The organism is Mesorhizobium sp. 1M-11 (genome assembly GCF_001303895.1).
Classification (GTDB): Bacteria; Pseudomonadota; Alphaproteobacteria; order Rhizobiales; family Rhizobiaceae; genus Mesorhizobium.
In genome coordinates this window covers 15,458-34,352 of record NZ_LJSD01000002.1, presented here as the reverse complement: position 1 = coordinate 34,352, position 18,895 = coordinate 15,458, and the positions used below count along the sequence as shown (strand labels likewise).

The following is an 18,895-nucleotide window of genomic DNA, read 5'->3' as shown; positions in this document are numbered from 1 at the left end:
CCCAGAAGGTGCGGCCAGAATGCGCAGAATGCCGGGCTTATCGGCCCCTGTCCGAAAAAAAGCAAATGAAATTGCCTCAGAGATCAATGACGATTAGTAATGGATCATGAGCGTGCAACGCCGCCTTTTGCCGACCACCGGAGCGCTTGCCGCATTCGAGGCGGTGGCGCGGCTTGGCTCCTTCACGGCGGCAGCGCAGGAACTGGCGCTGACCCAGGGCGCCATCAGCAGGCAGATCAAGCTGTTGGAGGACCAGTTCGGCAAGCGGCTGATCGAGCGCGACAGCCGCAATGTCCAACTCTCGCCCGAAGGCGAGATCTATGCGGAAACGGTGCGTGCAGCACTCGGCCAGCTTCGCGAAGCGGCACTTGGATTGATGAGCAATCGGCATGGCGGCGTGTTGAACCTCGCCATTTTGCCAACCTTCGGCACGCGATGGCTGATGCCGCTGATCCCGGAATTCGTCGAACAGAACCCGGACATCACCATCAACTTCGCCACCCGCATCGGCCGTTTCGACTTTGCCCGCGAGCGGCTGGATGCCGCCATTCACGTCGGTCAGCCCGATTGGCCGGGCGCGACGTCGACCCTTCTGATGCGAGAGGAGGTGGCGCCGGTCGCAGCGCCCGAGTTCCTGAGGGCAAACGCGGTGACTGAACCGCGCGACCTTGGCCGGCTGCCGCTGCTGCATATGGCCTCACGCCCTGGCGGTTGGGCTGAGTGGTTCGAGCATGAGGGGCTCGCCGCGCCCACCGGGCCCGGCATGCAGTTCGAGCAGTTCTCGACGGCAGCCCAGGCCTGCATCGCCGGCCTCGGCATCGCGCTGCTGCCGCTGTTCCTGATCACCGGCGAGTTGCAGCGCGGCCAGCTGGTGCCGGCGCCCGGCCGCGCGATGCAGAGCCGCAGCGCCTATTATCTGGTAGTGCCCAACGAAAAGCGGCTCTACCCGCCGGTCGCCAGTTTCCGCAGTTGGCTGCTTGCCAAACTGCCGCAGACGGACAGCGGGGCAACCGAGCGATGACGGACGAGATCATCCTGAGCATGGACGATCTGCGCGAAGTCACGGCTTTTGCCGCCGAAAACGCCGCAGTTGTACTGAAAATATTCGAGACATCGCATCCTTTGGATGCCCGCCCGCATAAAGCCATCGACGCCGCCTGGGCATTTGCTCGGGGAGACAAACGCGGCAAAGCGCTGCGCGATGCGTCCTGGGCTGCCCTCAAGGCAGCACAGGAATGCGAAGACGCAGCCGCGAACCAGGCCGCACGGGCTGCCATGTGCGCCTCCTCGGCGCCTTACCTGCATCCGCTGGCCCGCTCCACTCAGGTCAGGCACATTCTTGGCGCGGCCGCGCATGGTGGCCACGCAGCCGAGCTTGCGGCGGGAGATGCAGCGGATGTTGCAATCTGCCATCTCGAACGCACCGCCAGGCATGCGAGCCCGGCAGTCATCGAGGTTCTGTGCCGCTATCCATCGCCACCAGCCGGTGGAGGACGCGTGGGAGAATTGCTCCGCATCCTCGACGGCATGCTTCGAGCCGAAAGATAGATCGCCTGGCAACCGACAGCTGAGAAGCTGCGTCACACCATCTTTGCGAGCGCCTCGAAGAAATCGACATTATCGTGGTCGAGCGGATCATCGACCGGCGTCGGCTGCGACGACATCTTGACGATGACCACCTCGCTTGCCGGATCGACGAACAGCCACTGGCCATGAATGCCGATGCCGCAATAGGAACCCTTGCCGCTCTGATACCATTTGTTACGGTAGCGCCCTTCTGCAAACAGATGCGCAAAGTCGCCTCGCTTCCAGGCCTCGAGACTACCTGCGGTCGTCGTATCGTGAACCCAGGCTTCCGGCACCACTTGCCGGCCATTGGCCACGCCACCCTGGCGCATCATCTCGCCGACGCGGGCAAGGTCACGCGGCGTCAGCGAGACCCCACCAGCGGCGCGCGCGGTGCCGGAACGGTCGACCGTGATGGCACCTTCGCCACAGGCACCGAGCGGCGCCCATAGTTTTTCGCTGAACAGCTCCGGCACACGCTTGCCGGACGCGCGCTCGACCAGAATGCCGAGCAGGTCGGAATTCGGCGAACGGTAGCGGAACACTTCGCCATGCGGCTCGGGCCTGCGCTTGAGCGACAGCAGGAACTCTTCCAGCCCTTCGTCGCCGCCGCCTGGATTCCACAGCGTCGCGCGGCGATAACGCGCAAACGCGCTCTCAGGATCGAGATAGGCTTCCTCGAAATCGAGGCTCACCGTCATATCGAGCACGTGGCGCACCGTCGCGTCGCCATAGGCCGAACCGGTTGCTTCCGGAACATAGGCCGTGATCGGCGCTTCCGGATCAAACCGTCCCTCGCCTTCCAGAATGCCGGCGAGGACCGCCGTCAATGACTTGCTGATTGAAAAGGCGATGTGACGGTTGCCGGACGGCATGTGCGGCGCGAACCAGTCGCCGACAAACCTGCCACCTTTCATGACGGTCAGTGCATCGGCGCTGGAGCGATCGAGAAATGCCGCAATCGTCTCGGTTCCGCTGGAAAGCGAAACCGTTTCGCCGAGCAGGCCGCTGAAATCGGCTGCGGTTGTTTCAGAAGCACCCGCCCAGGCACCGATGCGCGCGCTTGGCACCAGCTCCCCGACATTCTGGAACGACCAGCGATTGAACGGCGCCGTGCGCCAGTTCACCAATGTCACGTCACCGCGGCGGAAGCCGAATTTCTCCTCGAATTGGGTTGGGCTGATCACGTCTTGTCCTTCCTGGATAATGCGCAGCGCAGGAGGCTTGGTACCCCCACCAGCGTCCTGCATCGATTGATCTATTCGGCGACAGAGCCCAGCTCTGTCGCGATGGCCGCGATCGCCTTCAGCGTCGCCACCGCATAAGGCGTGTTCGAGAAATCCGGAAAGGACGACAGCTTCACCGTCACCATCCGGCTGTTCCAATCCACATGGATGAGCTGACCGAAGACACCCCGGCACATCAGTGCGCGCGAACGCGGATCCTGGATCCAGAACTGGTTTCGATAGCTGCCTTCCGGCAGGCTTTCCGAGAACTGCGAGCCATGCACACCGCCCCTGGTTGCCTCGATCCAATCGGCAGGCACGATGCCGGCACCATTGTCGATGATCATCTGGCCGAAACGTGCATAGTCGCGAAGCGTGGCGTTGAAACCGCCATCGGCCAGCGCGTAGCCGGCGCTGTCCACGGTGAAGCACGCGCTTTCCTCCGCACCCAGCTTCTGCCAGAGCTCTTGCGAAACAAGGTCAGCCAGCCTGTGTCCGGTCACGCGCTCCATGATGAAGGCCAGCACATCCGTCTCGATCGACCGATATTCGAAGGCAGCACCGTGCGGCCGCGTGGTGTCCTTCAGCCGCAGAATGAGTTCCCACACATGCGCCGGCCATCGGAAAGAAGGATCGCTGTCCGGCGGCACCGGTTTCCAGCCGGAAGCGACGTCAACCTGACCGATCTCGGAATAGCGGTCGGTATAGGCTTCCGAAAACGTCACGCCCGTCGTCATGTCGAGCACCTGCTGGACAGTAGCGCCCGCCCAACCGGTCTCGGCAAGTTCGGGAAGGTAGACAGTGACCAACTTTGCCGGATCGATCAGGCCTCGACCGACAAGGATGCCGCAGACGGCCGCCGTCACCGACTTGGCCATCGACTGCGACAGATGCAGCGAGCGCGGCGTCATGCCGTTGAAATAGCGCTCATAGGCTATTGCGCCGTCCTGCAGCACCAGGAAGCCGTCGGTATAAGTCTCGTCGAGCAGGCCGGCGAGCGTCGAAGGACGGCCCAGGCTGTCGCTCACCGACAGTGCGTCCAGATCAGTCTCGGCGCGCGGCAATTCGCTTATCGGGCCAGCGCCGCGCCAAACCTCCACCGTCGGCACGATCTGGCGCATGTTCTGGAAGGCCCAGCGGTTCCAGGGCGGCCTGTCCCAGTCGAGCCGAGGCGGCACCAGGGCCGGCGGCGAACCTTGCATGATCGGTGGACGCGGATCGCTGTTGCGGTAGGGCTGCATGAGAAGCGCCTCCTGCGACATTTTCTGAATTCTTGAGACGATGTCTGCGCGACCGACGACGGTTCGCCAGCATCGGGTAGGCCATCCGGCAGCCATTGCCGCCGGACGACAAGACAACTTGCTACTTGCGCAGTTCGGTCCAGATCTTCTTGTAGAGCGTATCGGCTTCTTCCGAACACATCAGCGCCATGGTGCCGTGCGGCTTGGCCTCGGCCGGAACGACGATCTCCGGCGCATCGCGCATCTCGGCCGGCATGAACTTTTCCGAGCCTGCAACGCCATTGGCGTAGCGATGGTAAGCGGAAAGCCCGGCAGCCACTTCGGGGTCCATGATGAAGTTCTGGAACAGCTTGGCGTTCTCGGCGTTCTTGGCGTCCTTCAGGACCACGACATTGTCGGACCAGTAGGTGAAGCCTTCCTTCGGATAGCCGTAGTGAACCTCGGGATGCGCCAGGCGGATGCGCAGGCCGGCGCCATTCCAGGTGGATGAGGCCTTGAAGTCGCCCGCACCCATCTTGTCGACGGCGCCATATTCCATGGCGATCCAGTTCGGCTTGGCAGCCGTCAGCAGGTCGCGCACCTTCTTCAGCACTTCCTTGTCGGCCGTGCACTGCTCGCCTCCGACATAGCGGATGGCGGCCGTCATCACGTCCTTCATCTCGGGAACGACGTTGACCTTGCCCTTCAGCTCGTCAGGCGTCTTGAAGACGATATCCCAGGTGTTGATGTCGCCCTTGTAGACATCGGTGTTGACGACGACGCCGACCGTGCCCCAGGCCCATGGCACCGAATATTTGCGGCCGGGGTCGAAGTCGGGATTGGCCCACTCGGGCGCGATGTTCTTGAAATTCTCCATGCCACCTGGATTGGTCTCGAGCAGCAGGCCTTCCTGGATCCAGATTGGCAGGTGCGTCTGTGACGGCACCACGATGTCAAAACCGGAGCCGCCCTGACGGACCTTGGCCAGAGCCGTGTCGTTGGAGTCGTAGTCCGTGATGGTGACCTTGACCTTGTACTTTTCCTCGAACTTCTTGATCACGTCCGGGTTGGTGTAGTTGCCCCAGTTGTAGATGTTGAGCGCGCCTTCCGCGCGGGCCAGGCCCGTCGCTGCAAGCAGCGCCAGCGCCGCCGTCGCGGCAAACAATCTCGAGTTCATGACAAGGGCTCCTTCTTCCAATCTGCGATGTTTCTGCCTTCTTCAGGCAAAAAGCTTGTGACGGCCGGGACCGATTTGTCGGTCCCGGCTTCGTGCTAGAGCGTTTCCTTTTTAACGGAAACGCTCTAACTCTTTGTTTTTACGCAACTCCGGGCGGAAAACCGCTACGCGCTTTTCCTGGAATTGCTCTGGCGGGGTTTGAAGCTGCTTACTTCTGCAGCTCGGTCCAGATCTTGCTGTAGATCTCCTGGATTTCCGGCGAGCACAGGCGCTGCAGCTCGCCGAGCGACTTCACGTCGGCAGGGATGTTCACCTCCGGCGCATCCTTCATGTCGGCGGGCATGAACTTCTCCGAACCGGCGATGCCGTTGGCATAGCGGTGGAAGGCCGAGTTCAGCGCGGCGTTTTCCGGGTCCATCATGAAGTTCTGGAACAGCTTGGCGTTCTCGACGTTCTTGGCTTCCTTGAGCACCACGACGTTATCGCTCCAGAGGCCATAACCCTCCTTCGGATAGTTGTAGTGGATGGCCGGATTGGCCAGCCGCTGGCGCAAAGCCGAACCGTTCCAGTCGCTGGTCGCCTTGAAGTCGCCGGCGCCCATCTTCTCGATGGTGTTATATTCCATCGCGATCCAGTTCGGCTTGGCTGCGACCAGCATGTCGCGCACCTTCTTCAGCACTGCCTTGTCCTCGGTGCACTGCTGGCCACCGGCATATTTGATCGCCGCGAAGATCACGTCGTTCATTTCAGGAACGACATTGACCTTGCCCTTGAGCTCGTCTGGCGTGTCGAAGATGATGCCCCAGCTGTTTGCCGGCCCCTTGTAGGCATCGGTGTTGACGACCACGCCGATCGTGCCCCAGGCCCATGGCACGGTGTATTTGCGGCCGGGGTCGAAATCGGGATTCGCCCATTCCGGCGCCACGTTCTTGAAGTTCTCCATCTTGCCGGGATCGGTCTCCTGGATGAGACCTTCCTTGATCCAGATCGGGATAAAGGTCTGTGACGGAATGGCGATGTCGAAGCCGGTGCCGCCCTGGCGCACCTTGGCGAGCGCGGTGTCGTTGGAATCGTAGTCGGTGACCGTGACCTTGACGTTGTACTGTTTCTCGAACTTCTTGATCATGTCGGGGCTGATGTAGTTGCCCCAGTTATAGATGTTGAGCGCGCCCTCGGCATGGGCAAGGCCCGACGAGGCGAGCAGCGCCAGCCCTACGGCTGTCGCGGTGGTCTTCCAGTTCATTCTGTTCTCCCATTATTGCTTTGTTATTGACCTCGGCTTTCGGCTTCAGTCGCGTTTCCTGCTGACGAAGAAAAACAACGTGACGATGACCACCGACAGCAGCAGGAAGGCCGTCGATATCGCGTTGATCTCGGGCGTGATGCCGCGGCGGATCTGGCCAAGCATGTAGGTCGGCAACGTGTCCTGGCCGCCCGATTTGACGAATTCGGTGATGACGACGTCGTCGAGCGAGATCACGAACGCCAGCATCAGTCCGGCCAGGATGCCCGGCCACAGCAGCGGCAGCGTCACCCGCCGAAACGCCTGCCAGGGCGTCGCGTAGAGATCCGCAGCCGCGCGCTCCAGCGACAGGTCCATGTTTTCCAGCCGCGCGCGGATCGGCAGATAGGCGAAGGGAATGCAGAAGGCCGTATGCGCGGCGATCAGATAACCCAGGCCCGAATAGCCGGTGAAGATCTTGATGCGTGAGAAGAAGATCAGGAGCGCCACGCCGGTGACGATTTCCGGCACCATCAGCGGCTGGTTGATCATCGCATATTTGAAGGTCAGTCCTGGATAGGGCGGCGTGCGGGTGGTCGCCAGCGCCGCCATCGTGGCGGCGATCGTGGCAAGCGTCGCGGCGATCGCCGCGATCTGGAACGACCGCAGCGTGGCGTCGATGACCTGCGCATTCTGCGATGCGGACTGGAACCATTTCAGCGAGAAGCCTCCCCATTCCGACGTCGAAGGCGCCTCGTTGAAGGCATAGACGACCAGTACAATGATCGGCATGTAGAGCGCGACGAAGCACACGGCGGCGATCGTCGTGAAGCCCGGCTGGTGGCGGATCGAGAAGCTCTTAGCCATGCCGCACCTCCTGCGAGCCGGCGTTACGCACATAGACGAGCAGCGCAACCATGACGATAAGCATGACCGTGATCGACAGCGCCGAGCCCAGCGGCCAGTTGCGGCCCTGGCCGAACTGCAGTTCGATCAGGTTGGACAGCATCATGTTCTTGCCGCCGCCGAGCACGCTGGGCGTCACATAGGCGCCGATAGCGGGGATGAAGACCAGGATCGAACCGGCGATGACGCCCGGTTTGACCAATGGGAAGATGATGCGCCGCAGCACTTGCCAGCGCGAGGCGTAGAGATCGTAGCCGGCCTCGACCAGGCGGAAATCGAGCTTCTCCATCGAAGCATAGACCGGCAGCACCATCAGCGGCAGGTAGACATAGGCCATGCCGATCAGGATCGCGACGTCGGTATAGAGGATCTGGATCGGAGCCGAGACGATGCCGAGCTTCATCAGGACGGTGTTGACGATGCCTTCGTTGCGGATGATCTGCAGTACCGCGAAGGTGCGGATGAGCAGGTTCGTCCAGAACGGGATGGTGATCAGGAACAGCCACAGATCGCGCGTCTTTTCGCTGCGCGTCGCCATGAAGTACGCGGTCGGGAAGCCGAGCGCCAAGGTGATGAGCGTCGTGATGATCGCGAGCTTCACCGAGCGCCAGAAGATGCTGATATGGGCACCTGCCAGCGACAGCGTGTCGTCGAAGATGTCGCGCTCGAACAGCACCGAAACCCAGGCCTCGGGCGAGAATTGCCACTTCACGTCGCCATAGGAACCGGGCGTCAGGAAGGAATAGACGAGCACGATCGCCAGCGGTCCGACGGCGGCGAAGAAGATGGTGAGCAAGGCGGGCGCGGAAAGATACCAGCGGTTGCGGATGTCGCGCCGGTCGGCCGCCCTGGCGATTTCCTCGGCGGTGGCCATCAATCCCTCAACACTTGCGCTGCGTCGTCGCCGATGGCGATGCCGGCCTTGTCGCCTGCTTCGAAACCGCAGCCGGCGCTGCGTGCATTCTGCTGGCGCACGATGAAGAGGTCATTGCTGCCGTCGAGCCGCACATGGATGTGCGTGTCGGTGCCGAAATAAACGATGTTTTCAACCGTACCCGAAAGCTCCGCCTTGCCCTTGGTCAGCTTGGCATGTTCGGGTCGCACCACCACCGTGGCCTCCGCCTTCGGCTGAAAGCCGTCGGCGACGCTGGCCGTGATGGTGGCGCCCGATTTCAACGTGGCGCGCGCCTTGCCGTTTTCGACGCCGGCGATCGAGGCGGTCAGGAAATTGGTCTCGCCGATAAAGTCGGCAACGAAGCGGTCGGCCGGCTTGTCATAGATATCCCACGGCGAGCCTACCTGCAGGATCTTGCCCGACGACATCACCGCGATGCGGTCGGACATGGTCAATGCTTCCTCCTGGTCATGCGTGACGAAGATGAAGGTGATACCGGTCTGGTTCTGCAGCCGCTTCAATTCGATCTGCATCTCCTTGCGCAGCTTGTAGTCGAGCGCCGACAGCGGCTCGTCGAGCAGCAGCACTTTCGGCTGTGGCGCCAGCGCACGGGCCAACGCTACGCGTTGCTGCTGACCGCCGGAAATCTGGCTGGTACGCCGCGAAGCCAGATGCTCCATGCGCACGAGCTTCAGCATCTCGGCCACGCGGGCCTTGACCTCGGCCTTGGGCTTGCGCAGCATTTCGAGGCCGAAGCCGATGTTCTGCGCCACCGTCATGTGCGGGAACAGCGCATAGCTTTGGAAGACTGTGTTGACCGGACGCTTGAACGGCGGCAGCAGCGCGATGTCGTCGCCATAAAGCAGGATCTCGCCGGCGCTCGGATAGTCGAAGCCGGCGATCAGCCGAAGCAGCGTCGTCTTTCCGCAGCCCGAAGGCCCCAGCAGTGTGAAGAACTCGTTTTCCCGGATCGAAACCGAGACCGTGTCCAATGCGGCAACCGCCGCTTCCCCAGAACCGAAGACCTTCCGCACGCCGCGGACTTCGATCGCGTTCTTACCCGGTTGTTCCGGCACGCAAACCCCTCTTGTTTTTTTGGCCTGCCCCCGAAAGCAGGCCTTTTTCTGTTTCAGATTGTCACCACAAGCGGTCGTGCTTGGCAACAATTGGATCGAATATCGGTTCCAGAGACGAAACGAATGTTCACCCTCAGGCCTGATAGGTAATCTTGCCGCCGCAGATCGTGACAGCCGGCCGCACCTCGTGCAGCCGTTGTGCTTCCACCGCTTGGATGTCGCACGAAAGCACCACGAGGTCGGCCATGAAGCCTGGCTTCAACCTGCCTTTGCGATGCTCCATGAACTCCGCATAGGCACCTTCCACCGTGTAGGCGGCAAGCGACTCCATCAGCGAGAAACTCTGGTCCGGATCGCCTTCCGCCCACGGCTTGCGCAGCACTGCCGCCTGGACGCCAAGGATCGGGTCGATCGGCGAAACCGGCCAGTCGGAGGCGAAGACGACGTGGGCGCCCGCGTTCTTCAGCGTGCGCCAGGCATAACTCAATGGCCAGCGCGCCTTGCCGATACGCGATATGGTCGGCTCCAACGGAAAATCCATCGCACCTGGCGGATGCGGAGGCTGCATCGAGGCAATGACGCCAAGTTCGGCAAACCGCGGAATATCGGAAGGGGCAACCACCTCGATATGTTCGATGCGGTGACGGCTCTCGCGCTTGCCATTGGCTTTCGCCGCCGCTTCGTAGCCGTCGAGAACCGCCTGCACGGCCCCGTCGCCGATGGAATGCACTGCGATCTGCAAGCCGCGCGCGTCGATGGCGACGGCCAAAGCCTTGAACTCGTCGGGCGTGAACAGCGGCTCACCGACCCAATCGGGACGGTCGGCATAGGGCTCGATCATCACCGCCGTCCAGGAATCCAACACGCCGTCGTAGAAAACCTTGACGATACCGGACGACAGCCACTCGCTGTCGAAGCGCTCGGCCATCGCCGAGGCTTTCTCCAGAATGTCGAGTTTCATGAATTTCTTGAAGTGGAAAGGTATCTGCACGCGGCAGGAAAGCCCTTCCTCGGCCTCGATCTCAGCCAGCAATTCGAGCTGATAGAGATTGCCGTCCATATTCTGGATCGAGGTGATGCCGTGCTCGGCACACCAGGCCAGGCCGCGCCGCATGATGTCGCGATCGGCAGCACGCTGCTGAGGCGTTGGCGCGGGATCGGGCTCGCCGCCGGTCGACAGGCCGAGCCGCACACGCTCTTCGCCGGCCAAGGCCAGCACGGGCCCAAACGCCTCACCTTCCCGCAGTTCGCCCTCGGCCAGCCCGTCTTCGCCCATGACGATCTCATTGCCGGGGCCGAGCGTGCGGCCATGCAGCACGCCCGCGGCTTCGAGCGCCTTGGTGTTGGCCCACATCGTGTGGTGATCGGGCGCGGCCATGCAGAACGACCGGTCGGGCAGGATCGCATCGAGATGGTGCCGCGTCACCCGCTCCTCGCCGAGGATCGTGTAATCGGCGCTCTGCGCGACCAGCATCGGCGCATCAGGCCGGGAGGCTGCATAAGCGAGAACCGCATCCTTCAGCGCGTCGAACCCGTGCACGCCGGAAAGCTGCAGATGCGCCAATTCGGCAGCACCGGAAAACAGATGCATATGCGCTTCGATAAAGCCGGGAAGCACCGAACCGCCCTTGGCGTCGATGACTTTGGTTGCCGGTCCCTTCAGGGTCTCAATGGCAGCGAGGCCCCCGACTGCAAGGATGGATCCGTCCTTGATGGCAACGGCTTCGGCGACGGGACAGTCGTCATCCATGGTCAGCACACGGCCGTTGATCACGATCAGATCGGCATGTTGAACCGCACCAGTGACAGACATCGCGACTCCGCGCTTTTGACTGACCGAGACCGCCTCAATCTGCATCTCACACCTGATCGCCCCGCTGGAGCGGCCGGAGGGAACTGAATTGATGCCGGTTCGCTGCCTTTGGAATTCCCCTGAGTTTCCCTAAAGACAGCGTGTAGAAAAAATGCGACTATTTATTCGCGTTTGTCAATATGTGGAATCGACGATGCCTTGTGGACAGCACCCTGCGCGTATGCTGAGAGCTGAAGGGGAACGAAGGATCCAAGCAGTGAAGCGCGATCTCAAACGCAAGACCAAGATAGCGCTCGAACCACGCAAGCAACCGCGGCAGGAACGATCGAGCAAGGTAGTCGATCGAATTCTCGATGCCGCGTTGATTCTGACCAGAGAGCAGGGAACGAAGACACCGACAACGCTTGCCATTGCGCAGCGCGCCGGCTTGTCTGTCGGCTCGATCTATCAATACTATCCCAACAAGGAAGCCATTCTTCTCGACCTCGCCCGGCGTTGGCTTGGAGCATTTCCCGAAGTGATCGAGAAACGCACCAGAGTTCCGCGCCCGACGACCCGCGATGCGTTTCAGCGCGAAGTGCGCGAACTCTTCATCGACACATCCAGGCTCTATCTTGAAAATGCCAGTCTCATGCCGGTCATCGAGGCCATCACCGGCAATCCGGATCTGAGGCCTATCCAGAACGAGTACGATGACCAGATCATCGCCCTTTATGCAGCCTGGCTGCGGCACGTGAACCCCTCACTTGAAGGCGAAGTCGCGAGCCGGCTGGGTGTCGTGATGATGGAGGTCGGGCACGTCTGCCGCCTCGTCGGTCTCAAGAAGGACCGCAGGACCTTCGATCTCATCCAGGACGATGTCGAGATCATGTGGATCGCCCTGGTTACCCCCTATCTCGACCTCAACCAATAACCACTCCAGGGAAGGAACCTCATGAAGACTGTCTATTCGCCACTCCATGCCGGCCACGCCGGCACGATGGAGCTGATGTCGGGTGCGATCGTCCCCGGCTTCGAAAAACCGTCCCGCGCCGAGATCATCAAGGCACGCGTCGAGAGCGAAAAGCTGGGGCCGATCCTGGCGCCGGAGATCCATGACCTTGTCGCAGCCAAGCGCATTCACAACGCCGACTACATCGACTTCCTGCCAACCGTCTATCCTGAATGGGAAGCGCTTGGCCGTTCCGGCTCGGCTATCCCCTACGCCTGGCCGACGCGCGGCCTGCGGGGCGATGTCGTGCCCGGCACCATCGATGCCAAACTGGGCTACTATTCCTTCGACGCTGGCGCGCCTTTCGTCAAAGGCACATGGGAAGCGGTCAAGTCGTCCTATGATGTTGCTCTGACCGGGGCCAACCTGGTCAAGAATGGTGAGCCGGCTGCCTTCGCGCTGTGCCGCCCGCCCGGTCACCATGCCGGCGCCAGCTTCATGGGCGGCTATTGCTACATCAACAACGCCGCCGTCGCCGCGCAATGGTTCCTCGACCAAGGCGCAAAACGCGTCGCAATCCTCGACGTCGACTATCACCACGGCAACGGCACGCAGGAGATCTTCTATTCCCGGCCCGACGTGCAGGTGCTGAACCTGCATGGCGACCCTATGGTTGAATACCCCTACTTCCTCGGCCACGCCGATGAACGTGGCGAGGGTGCCGGAGAAGGCTTCAACGTCAACTACCCACTGCCCTTCGGCACGACCTGGGAAACCTGGAATGCCGCCCTGGAGGACGCCTGCGCGAAACTCAGGGCCTATGGCCCGGACATCGTCGTCGTTTCACTTGGCGTCGACACTTTCGAAAAGGATCCCATCAGCCAGTTCAAGCTCAAGAGCAGCGACTATCCCAAGATCGGCTCGCGCATCGCCAAGTTGAACCTGCCGACACTGTTCGTGATGGAAGGCGGCTATGCCGTCGACGAAATCGGCGTGAATGCGGTTGGCGTCCTGACCGGGTTCGAGGGGCGTTAGATCCCCGTCCGCCTTGCGGACGGCAGTCCGCGAGGCATTTTTTTCACGGCTCGAAATCCAGCAAATGCAAGGCCTGAGTCGGGCTTGTGAGTCCGCTGAATCACAATCTGTCAATTCCTGTTTGAAGTCAGATTCATCAACAGCTAAATTAAACCCGAATCAGCCGTTCCGCGGGGGCGCGGCGAACCTTCTAAAGTCCTGTTGTACCGGAATTTTCCGGCGCAAGACGCGATAGGTTTCGCGTTCCCTTCCGGATTCGGCCGACAGGCGCCGTTCTGCGCCAAGCGTGCGTTTTAGGTGAATGTGACGCGTACCGGCGTCCGGGGCTGCTGAACCAGCACCGGGCATAAGAATCGATTCTGGCCTGAAGACTATGACAGCCTTTGCAGCGCCTATAACGTCCGACACGATCGGAACACGTCTGGCCTCTCGCGCGGACCTGACCGGGTTTCTGACCCAGCTCTCCGACGAGATCGGTGCCGACAGCTACATGCTGGTGGCCATCATTCATGACGAGGAACGCAACGATGCCCGCATCGTCGCCTCGAACTGGCTGTACGATGCGATCGAATTGATCGGCAAACATCTGATCGCCGCTCTTGCCTACGGTCCCCTCACCTCTTCGCCGGGCAATCGCCCTCGCGCATTGGTAGCCTCCCACGCAGAAACGTCGGCGGGGCTGTTGAGTGGTGAGGAAGCCAGACTGCTCGACGTGCTGGGGCACGGAGAGCTTTATTCTCTGCGTCTCGATGTCGGCCGTCAGCGTCTTTTCGTGTTGTTCTCCGCGGCTGAGGCCGGCAGCATCCAACAGGCAGCCCTCAGCAGGGCCCAGTTGAAATGCTGCTATGCGCTCTCGCAGGTGCCGCAGCTTCTCGCCGCCGCCGCGCTCCAGGACCCGCTTTCCGACCGCGAGCGCGAATGCCTGTTCTGGGTCTCGGAAGGCAAGACCACCGAGGAGGTGGCCGTCATCCTTGGCGTCTCCGCCAACACCGTCAACAGCTACATCACACACGCCATCCAGAAATTCTCCGCTTCCAACCGGGCGATGGCAATTGCGACAGCGATCAGGAGCGGTATCATTTGACCCACGCTCGCGCACACGAGATTGCGGACGATCCGTTCTTTGCGCATCGCAATCCTTTCGGCGCCGCAACGGCGAACTCCGATCTCTATACAGTCACGATACCCGACGCGGTGCGCCGCTGCCGCTGGATCGCCATGGACATCAACGCCAGCGCATTCGGTCTCTATTTCATCACCCCGTCGGCCGACCGGCCACGGCTGATGCCGTGTTTCGATTCCGACTATCCGGGTGTGGCCGGAGCAAACCGCAATATTTCCGCTGCCGCCAGTGAGGAGATCATCCTGCATGCGCGCCGCTCCACCGGCCCGCGATGCTGGTCGGATGAAGCTGACCATAGCGCCGAGAACGGCAACGTCTTTCCCTGGATCGAGCGAACGACCGCCCTGGTTTCCAATACAACCGGCATCGCCTTCCCCGTTCATGCCGAGCGTAGCCAGAGTGGACTGGTTGTTTTCTTCGGCACGAACATCACACCGCTGCTCGGCGACGTCATCTACGACATCCACGCCCGCTGCTTCTCGCTGTTCGATGCCGTGTCGCGCATCCAGCCAAGTGATGCCGGTCGGGCGCGAACCATGTCGAAGCGCGAACTGGAGTGCCTGAAATTGACCGCCAATGGCTACACCAGCGAAGGGATCGCCCGGCTTCTGAAGCTGTCAGTTCACACCGCCAATCAATATCTCACTCAGTCGGCGCAAAAGCTCGATGCGGTAAACCGCGCGCAGGCGGTCGCCAAGGCGTTGCGCCTCGGCCTCATCGACTGAAGCTGCTTTATCCGATCGGTTCCGGACGCCGTATGCGGGAGCTCTCCAACATCGTCTCCAGCAACTCGGTGTTTCGCTCCGGATCTTCGTCCGGTTTCTCGAAAGAGATGTAGTTCAACACCACGGAGGCTTCGTTTTCGGTCAGCGTGAGCTGGAAATAGACCGTCACGCCGCGCGGCCTCAGCTCCAGGTCGAGCACGATGCGCGGCGAGCCGCTCCAGTCGACATGCGCCTCGCCGCCATTGCCGAGCCGCAGCGTGCCCGGAACGAAGAACAGCTCGGATGCTGAATCCACCAGATCCGACAGGCACGCGAAATGCTCGAGCCGGATGAAGGCGATGTAGTCGGCGACATCGATAAGCCTGAGTTCGGCCACCACCTGTTCGATGGCACGGGCTACGATGACTTCGCGTGAAAGTGTGTGTGGCTGTCGGTTCATGAGGTCCGTCGGCGCTCTGCCTTTTTCGAGTAGACGATGCGTACCAGCTCTGCCACTGCTTGGTAAAATTGTGATGGGATGACGCTATCAACCGAAACTTGCTTGTACATGGAGCGAGCAAGCGCAACGTCTTCGAAAATCGGGATATTGTGCTCGCGCGCGATTTCACGGATGCGCAGCGCCACCAGGTCCTGACCCTTGGCGAGCACCACCGGTGCCGCATCCTGATCGCGGACGTAGCGCAGCGCGATCGAGAAATGGGTCGGGTTGGCGATGACGAGTGTGGCATTGGGCACCGCCGTCATCATGCGCTGCCTTGCCCTGTCACGCGCCAGCGAGCGCAATCTCGACTTGACGATCGGGTCGCCTTCCGACTGTTTCAGCTCGTCCTTCACTTCCTGCTTGCTCATTCTCAAATCGCGTCGCCAATGAAAGCGTGACCAGACGAAGTCGGCGGCGGCGATGACCGTCATGACGAAGACGATCGCCACAAGGATCTGGATGGCGATCGAGCGGATGACCAGGCCGAATTCGACAGGACCGGTGATCATGCCGTTGAGCAGCCGGCGATGGTCCTGCGACAAGGTGAAGATCAGCACGGCGATGACGAAGCCGAGCTTGGCAAGTGACTTCAGGAACTCGACGAACCCCTGCAGGCCGAAGAGCCGCTTCCAGCCTTGGGCGAGCGAAATGCGCGACCATTGCGGTCTGATCCGCTCACCAATGAACTGCGGTACATTCTGGAACACCGAGGCGCCAACGCCCGCGATCACCAGAAGCACCAGCAGGGCGACCACAGCCCGACCGATTTCGGCCATGACCATCCCATAGAGATGAATGACATCCGTCTCGGTATCGATCGACCAGGATTCCGGCCGCTCTAGGAACGAAGCCAGGAAGACGCTGAGACTCACGGTCGCTTCGCGCGCATAGAAAATCGTGAAGACCAGGATGGCTACGAAGGAGGTAAGGAGCGCGGCCTCCTTGGAGTGGGGCAGCTTGCCCTTCTCCATCGTGTCGCGGATCTTCTTCTCGGTGGGTTCCTCTGTTTTGGAATCCTTGTCGTCGGCTTCCGCCATGCCGCGCCTGCCGTGCTATTTCGGATCAGGCCGCATCGGCGCTTTGCGCCGCTGGCAACTCGAACGCCCCTTCGCGCGCAAGGCGAACCGTCGCTGCTGCGACGGTTTTGCGCGCCGCCATGATGTCGGCCAGAGGAATGCCCTCCGAACCCTGGCTGAGTTCCGCCTCGATCATGCGACGGGAACGCTGGCCGATCGAGGACAGCACGGCTTCAGTCAGCGCCGGCGGCGCACCGCGCAGGGCGAGTGTCACCACCTCACTGGACAGGCCGTCGAATACGAGCACGCGCGCTTTTTGAACAAGCAGCGGCAGATCGTCGAAATTGAAGATGCGGGCGCGCACGCCGTCGAGATCGGGCGTGCCCACGGCCTCGAGGTCCAGCATCGTCTCGTCGAGCTGGGCCTTGTCCATTTCATTGAGCAGGCTGGCAACGCGGATCTGTCCTGCCGTCGTATCCTTCGATGCGGTTTCAGCCAACACGCGCGCACGAAGCTGGCTTTCGACGATCTTGGTCGCGGCCTCCGGAACCACGCTCATCGTCACCATGCGCCGCAGGATCTCGCTGCGCAGCGGCTTGTCCAGCGTGAGCAGCACGGCCGACGCCGGCTGCGGCGACAGCATGGAAAGGACTGCCGCTGAAGTCTGTGGGTGTTCCCCGGCCAGGAAGCTGCCCAATCGCTGTGGTTCCAGCTTCTCCAGTTGCGGCCATATCGACGGTGGGCCAGCCGGCTCCGGTTCCGCCTTCTTGCCGCTCATGATGGCGTCGACTTCCTCCGGCGACAAAGACTCGTTGAGGATGGTGTCCATCTTGTCGGCGGAATCGAGAAGGCCCGCTCCTTCCGTGAATTCCGCTTCGAATTCCGCGACGACGCGTTCCAGATCGGCCTGCGGAATGGTCCGCAGCAGGCGTGCCGCCTCGATCAGCGCCTTGAGTTCTTCCTGTTTGAAGAATTTCAGGAGCCGGCTGGCCGAAGGCTTGCCCATCGCAACCAGGATTGCGGCTGCCTTTTGCGCACGGGTCAGCGTCAGCGGCGTGCTCATCCCCTCGTCCTCGCTGCTTGCCTGGCGGGTCGCATGTCCGGTTAGCCGTTCTTCTTGGTGGTCACGATTTCGGTCAGCCGTATGCCGAAGCGCGACGGGTCGTTCTCAAGAACCGTGATCTCGCCGCGCGCGATGCGCCGGCCGTTGACGACGACATCGACGGGTTCACCGATGCGACGGTTGAGCGCCACGGTGGATCCCTTCTGCAAGGCCATCAGGTCCGATACCTGCATCTCGGCGCTGCCGAGCACGATCTGTACGTCGACCGGGATGTTGAGAATGACGCCGGGATTGGTCGCGGTCGCCTCACGCGCCGGAGCGTCGGCCCGCTGCTCCTCTTCCTGCAGGACACCGCGCAACTCTTCGATCGCGCGGTTGAGCTGATCGTCCGAGGCTTCGAGGTCGGCTTCCGGGTTGGTCTTGCTCATGCGTCGTCTCCAAATATTTCCCGGCGTCAGCCAGGCATCAACCCGTCGATGAAGTCCTGGCCTGCATCAAAGGGTTGCTTGATGCGGACCGTGTAATTCTGACCGAGCTTGCCGAACTCGCAGACAAACAGCGTCTTGTTGCGCGCCGAAAGTTGCGCCTGCGATTGCGCGTTTTCCTCGATATCGAGCACTTGCCCGACATGAAGCCGCGCGAGGTCGCCCAGCGTCATCCTTGCCAGCGGCATCGTCGCTTCGAGAGTGACGGCCGAGCGCATCACCTCTTCGGAGAAGCGTTCGTGCCAGTCGGTTTGCGAAGACGTCTCATCCTCGCCGACCGCCGCGCCGTTGCGCTGTACCAACAGCACACGCTGCGGGATCATCACGGTTATCGTGCCGCTTTCCGTCGGCGTCGACAGGCCGAAGATGAGGCGCACAGCCGCGCCATCGCGCAATACGCGCCGCCGGGCTTCCTGGCCGGACATGGCGCGGGGAACAGGAAAGCGCAGATCGAGCGAGCGCTTGCCCGATCCGTTCAGTGCCTGCGCGATTTCTTCGAAAACCAGTGTGGCGACATCGGCTTCCAGCGGTGACAGGTCGCGCTCGATAGGCGAGATCGCAGCTTCCGGATCTCCGCCGAAAAGGGCGCAGACCATGACCGCCACGGCCTGCGCATCCATCACCATCGTCAGAGCATCCGACGAAACCGTCGAAGGCACCACCGCCATGGCGAAATAGTCGCCCGCATGCGAACGCGCCTGGGTGGTACGGGATACCTCGACCGCGCGCAGGTCGATCGTAACCTGCGCACCGATCTCGCCGGAAAAGCGCTTCTGCAGCGGGGAAACGATGCGTTCGGCCATGGACCGGCCAGCGCCGATCACATGCGACGCTTCTCCGCTGTCGCCGACCAGGCGCTCGATCACCAGCGCGCGGCTGTCGTCCATGGTGGCAAGGCCGCTCATGACGCCATCACACAGTTGCCCTTGCACGCC

At 61.7% G+C, this 18,895-nt stretch carries 19 protein-coding genes; 6 read left to right on the top strand and 13 right to left on the bottom strand.

The window, feature by feature from the left end:
• Positions 1 to 106: 106 nt before the first annotated feature.
• Entirely contained in the window at positions 107 to 1,021 is a 915-nt protein-coding gene (locus AO692_RS02640) for a LysR family transcriptional regulator (protein ID WP_054308499.1), read from the top strand.
• Positions 1,018 to 1,548 (top strand): putative immunity protein, encoded by a 531-nt coding sequence (locus AO692_RS02635; RefSeq protein ID WP_054308498.1) that lies wholly within the window; start codon positions 1,018 to 1,020, stop codon positions 1,546 to 1,548. Before AO692_RS02640 ends, AO692_RS02635 begins: the two co-directional genes overlap by 4 nt.
• Positions 1,549 to 1,580: 32 nt before the next feature.
• Here the strand turns inward: AO692_RS02635 and AO692_RS02630 are convergent, their stop codons facing one another.
• The 8 genes from AO692_RS02630 to AO692_RS02595 form a co-directional block, all read right to left on the bottom strand.
• Positions 1,581 to 2,753, bottom strand: a complete 1,173-nt coding sequence (locus tag AO692_RS02630) for a serine hydrolase (protein WP_054308497.1) — start codon at positions 2,751 to 2,753, stop codon at positions 1,581 to 1,583.
• Positions 2,754 to 2,824: 71 nt separating this feature from the next.
• Entirely contained in the window at positions 2,825 to 4,033 is a 1,209-nt protein-coding gene (locus tag AO692_RS02625) for a serine hydrolase (RefSeq protein WP_054308535.1), read from the bottom strand.
• Positions 4,034 to 4,154: 121 nt separating this feature from the next.
• The gene (locus AO692_RS02620; RefSeq protein WP_054308496.1) at positions 4,155 to 5,189 is read right to left on the bottom strand and encodes an extracellular solute-binding protein; all 1,035 of its coding nucleotides are present in this window, start codon (positions 5,187 to 5,189) and stop codon (positions 4,155 to 4,157) included.
• 208 nt (positions 5,190 to 5,397) lie between these two features.
• On the bottom strand, positions 5,398 to 6,432 hold the full coding sequence (locus AO692_RS02615) for an extracellular solute-binding protein (protein WP_054308495.1): 1,035 nt from the start codon (positions 6,430 to 6,432) through the stop codon (positions 5,398 to 5,400).
• 45 nt (positions 6,433 to 6,477) lie between these two features.
• A complete protein-coding gene (locus AO692_RS02610; protein ID WP_054308494.1) occupies positions 6,478 to 7,278 on the bottom strand; it encodes an ABC transporter permease in 801 nt (266 codons plus the stop codon).
• The gene (locus AO692_RS02605; protein ID WP_054308493.1) at positions 7,271 to 8,191 is read right to left on the bottom strand and encodes an ABC transporter permease; all 921 of its coding nucleotides are present in this window, start codon (positions 8,189 to 8,191) and stop codon (positions 7,271 to 7,273) included. The genes AO692_RS02610 and AO692_RS02605 overlap by 8 nt, the downstream gene beginning before the upstream one ends.
• A complete protein-coding gene (locus AO692_RS02600; RefSeq protein ID WP_054308492.1) occupies positions 8,191 to 9,288 on the bottom strand; it encodes an ABC transporter ATP-binding protein in 1,098 nt (365 codons plus the stop codon). The genes AO692_RS02605 and AO692_RS02600 overlap by 1 nt, the downstream gene beginning before the upstream one ends.
• Positions 9,289 to 9,421: 133 nt before the next feature.
• Complete coding sequence (locus AO692_RS02595; protein WP_054308534.1) at positions 9,422 to 11,101, bottom strand: amidohydrolase; 1,680 nt, start codon at positions 11,099 to 11,101, stop codon at positions 9,422 to 9,424.
• 256 nt (positions 11,102 to 11,357) lie between these two features.
• Here AO692_RS02595 and AO692_RS02590 point away from each other — a divergent pair, with 256 nt between their 5' ends.
• From AO692_RS02590 to AO692_RS02575, 4 genes are all read left to right on the top strand, one after another.
• Positions 11,358 to 12,014: a TetR/AcrR family transcriptional regulator gene (locus tag AO692_RS02590; protein ID WP_054308491.1), complete on the top strand. Its 657-nt coding sequence runs from the start codon at positions 11,358 to 11,360 to the stop codon at positions 12,012 to 12,014.
• 21 nt (positions 12,015 to 12,035) lie between these two features.
• On the top strand, positions 12,036 to 13,067 hold the full coding sequence (locus AO692_RS02585; protein WP_054308490.1) for a histone deacetylase family protein: 1,032 nt from the start codon (positions 12,036 to 12,038) through the stop codon (positions 13,065 to 13,067).
• A 373-nt stretch (positions 13,068 to 13,440) separates the two neighbouring features.
• On the top strand, positions 13,441 to 14,151 hold the full coding sequence (locus AO692_RS02580; RefSeq protein ID WP_054308489.1) for a helix-turn-helix domain-containing protein: 711 nt from the start codon (positions 13,441 to 13,443) through the stop codon (positions 14,149 to 14,151).
• Entirely contained in the window at positions 14,148 to 14,915 is a 768-nt protein-coding gene (locus AO692_RS02575) for a helix-turn-helix transcriptional regulator (RefSeq protein ID WP_054308488.1), read from the top strand. The genes AO692_RS02580 and AO692_RS02575 overlap by 4 nt, the downstream gene beginning before the upstream one ends.
• A gap of 7 nt (positions 14,916 to 14,922) precedes the next feature.
• On the opposite strand, the gene AO692_RS02570 is transcribed toward AO692_RS02575, so the two are convergent.
• The 5 genes from AO692_RS02570 to AO692_RS02550 are packed head-to-tail and all read right to left on the bottom strand — an operon-like array spanning position 14,923 to position 18,865.
• The gene (locus tag AO692_RS02570) at positions 14,923 to 15,354 is read right to left on the bottom strand and encodes a hypothetical protein (protein ID WP_054308487.1); all 432 of its coding nucleotides are present in this window, start codon (positions 15,352 to 15,354) and stop codon (positions 14,923 to 14,925) included.
• Entirely contained in the window at positions 15,351 to 16,433 is a 1,083-nt protein-coding gene (gene flhB / locus AO692_RS02565; RefSeq protein ID WP_054308486.1) for a flagellar biosynthesis protein FlhB, read from the bottom strand. Before flhB ends, AO692_RS02570 begins: the two co-directional genes overlap by 4 nt.
• A gap of 25 nt (positions 16,434 to 16,458) precedes the next feature.
• Complete coding sequence (locus AO692_RS02560; RefSeq protein ID WP_054308485.1) at positions 16,459 to 17,475, bottom strand: flagellar motor switch protein FliG; 1,017 nt, start codon at positions 17,473 to 17,475, stop codon at positions 16,459 to 16,461.
• 41 nt (positions 17,476 to 17,516) lie between these two features.
• Positions 17,517 to 17,903 (bottom strand): flagellar motor switch protein FliN, encoded by a 387-nt coding sequence (gene fliN / locus AO692_RS02555; protein WP_054308484.1) that lies wholly within the window; start codon positions 17,901 to 17,903, stop codon positions 17,517 to 17,519.
• Positions 17,904 to 17,929: 26 nt separating this feature from the next.
• Positions 17,930 to 18,865 carry a FliM/FliN family flagellar motor switch protein gene (locus tag AO692_RS02550; RefSeq protein WP_054308483.1) on the bottom strand — a complete coding sequence of 312 codons (936 nt, stop codon included), beginning with the start codon at positions 18,863 to 18,865 and terminating at the stop codon, positions 17,930 to 17,932.
• Positions 18,866 to 18,895 lie beyond the last annotated feature (30 nt).

Excerpts from the sequence above, each read along its gene's own strand:
- AO692_RS02570 (WP_054308487.1), bottom strand. The coding sequence starts at position 15,354 with ATGAACCGACAGCCACACACACTTTCACGCGAAGTCATCGTAGCCCGT.
- AO692_RS02610 (WP_054308494.1), bottom strand. The coding sequence starts at position 7,278 with ATGGCTAAGAGCTTCTCGATCCGCCACCAGCCGGGCTTCACGACGATC.
- AO692_RS02635 (WP_054308498.1), top strand. The coding sequence starts at position 1,018 with ATGACGGACGAGATCATCCTGAGCATGGACGATCTGCGCGAAGTCACG.
- AO692_RS02550 (WP_054308483.1), bottom strand. The coding sequence starts at position 18,865 with ATGAGCGGCCTTGCCACCATGGACGACAGCCGCGCGCTGGTGATCGAG.
- AO692_RS02580 (WP_054308489.1), top strand. The coding sequence starts at position 13,441 with ATGACAGCCTTTGCAGCGCCTATAACGTCCGACACGATCGGAACACGT.
- AO692_RS02625 (WP_054308535.1), bottom strand. The coding sequence starts at position 4,033 with ATGCAGCCCTACCGCAACAGCGATCCGCGTCCACCGATCATGCAAGGT.
- AO692_RS02560 (WP_054308485.1), bottom strand. The coding sequence starts at position 17,475 with ATGAGCACGCCGCTGACGCTGACCCGTGCGCAAAAGGCAGCCGCAATC.
- AO692_RS02595 (WP_054308534.1), bottom strand. The coding sequence starts at position 11,101 with ATGTCTGTCACTGGTGCGGTTCAACATGCCGATCTGATCGTGATCAAC.
- AO692_RS02605 (WP_054308493.1), bottom strand. The coding sequence starts at position 8,191 with ATGGCCACCGCCGAGGAAATCGCCAGGGCGGCCGACCGGCGCGACATC.
- AO692_RS02620 (WP_054308496.1), bottom strand. The coding sequence starts at position 5,189 with ATGAACTCGAGATTGTTTGCCGCGACGGCGGCGCTGGCGCTGCTTGCA.
- AO692_RS02585 (WP_054308490.1), top strand. The coding sequence starts at position 12,036 with ATGAAGACTGTCTATTCGCCACTCCATGCCGGCCACGCCGGCACGATG.
- AO692_RS02615 (WP_054308495.1), bottom strand. The coding sequence starts at position 6,432 with ATGAACTGGAAGACCACCGCGACAGCCGTAGGGCTGGCGCTGCTCGCC.
- AO692_RS02640 (WP_054308499.1), top strand. The coding sequence starts at position 107 with ATGAGCGTGCAACGCCGCCTTTTGCCGACCACCGGAGCGCTTGCCGCA.
- flhB (WP_054308486.1), bottom strand. The coding sequence starts at position 16,433 with ATGGCGGAAGCCGACGACAAGGATTCCAAAACAGAGGAACCCACCGAG.
- fliN (WP_054308484.1), bottom strand. The coding sequence starts at position 17,903 with ATGAGCAAGACCAACCCGGAAGCCGACCTCGAAGCCTCGGACGATCAG.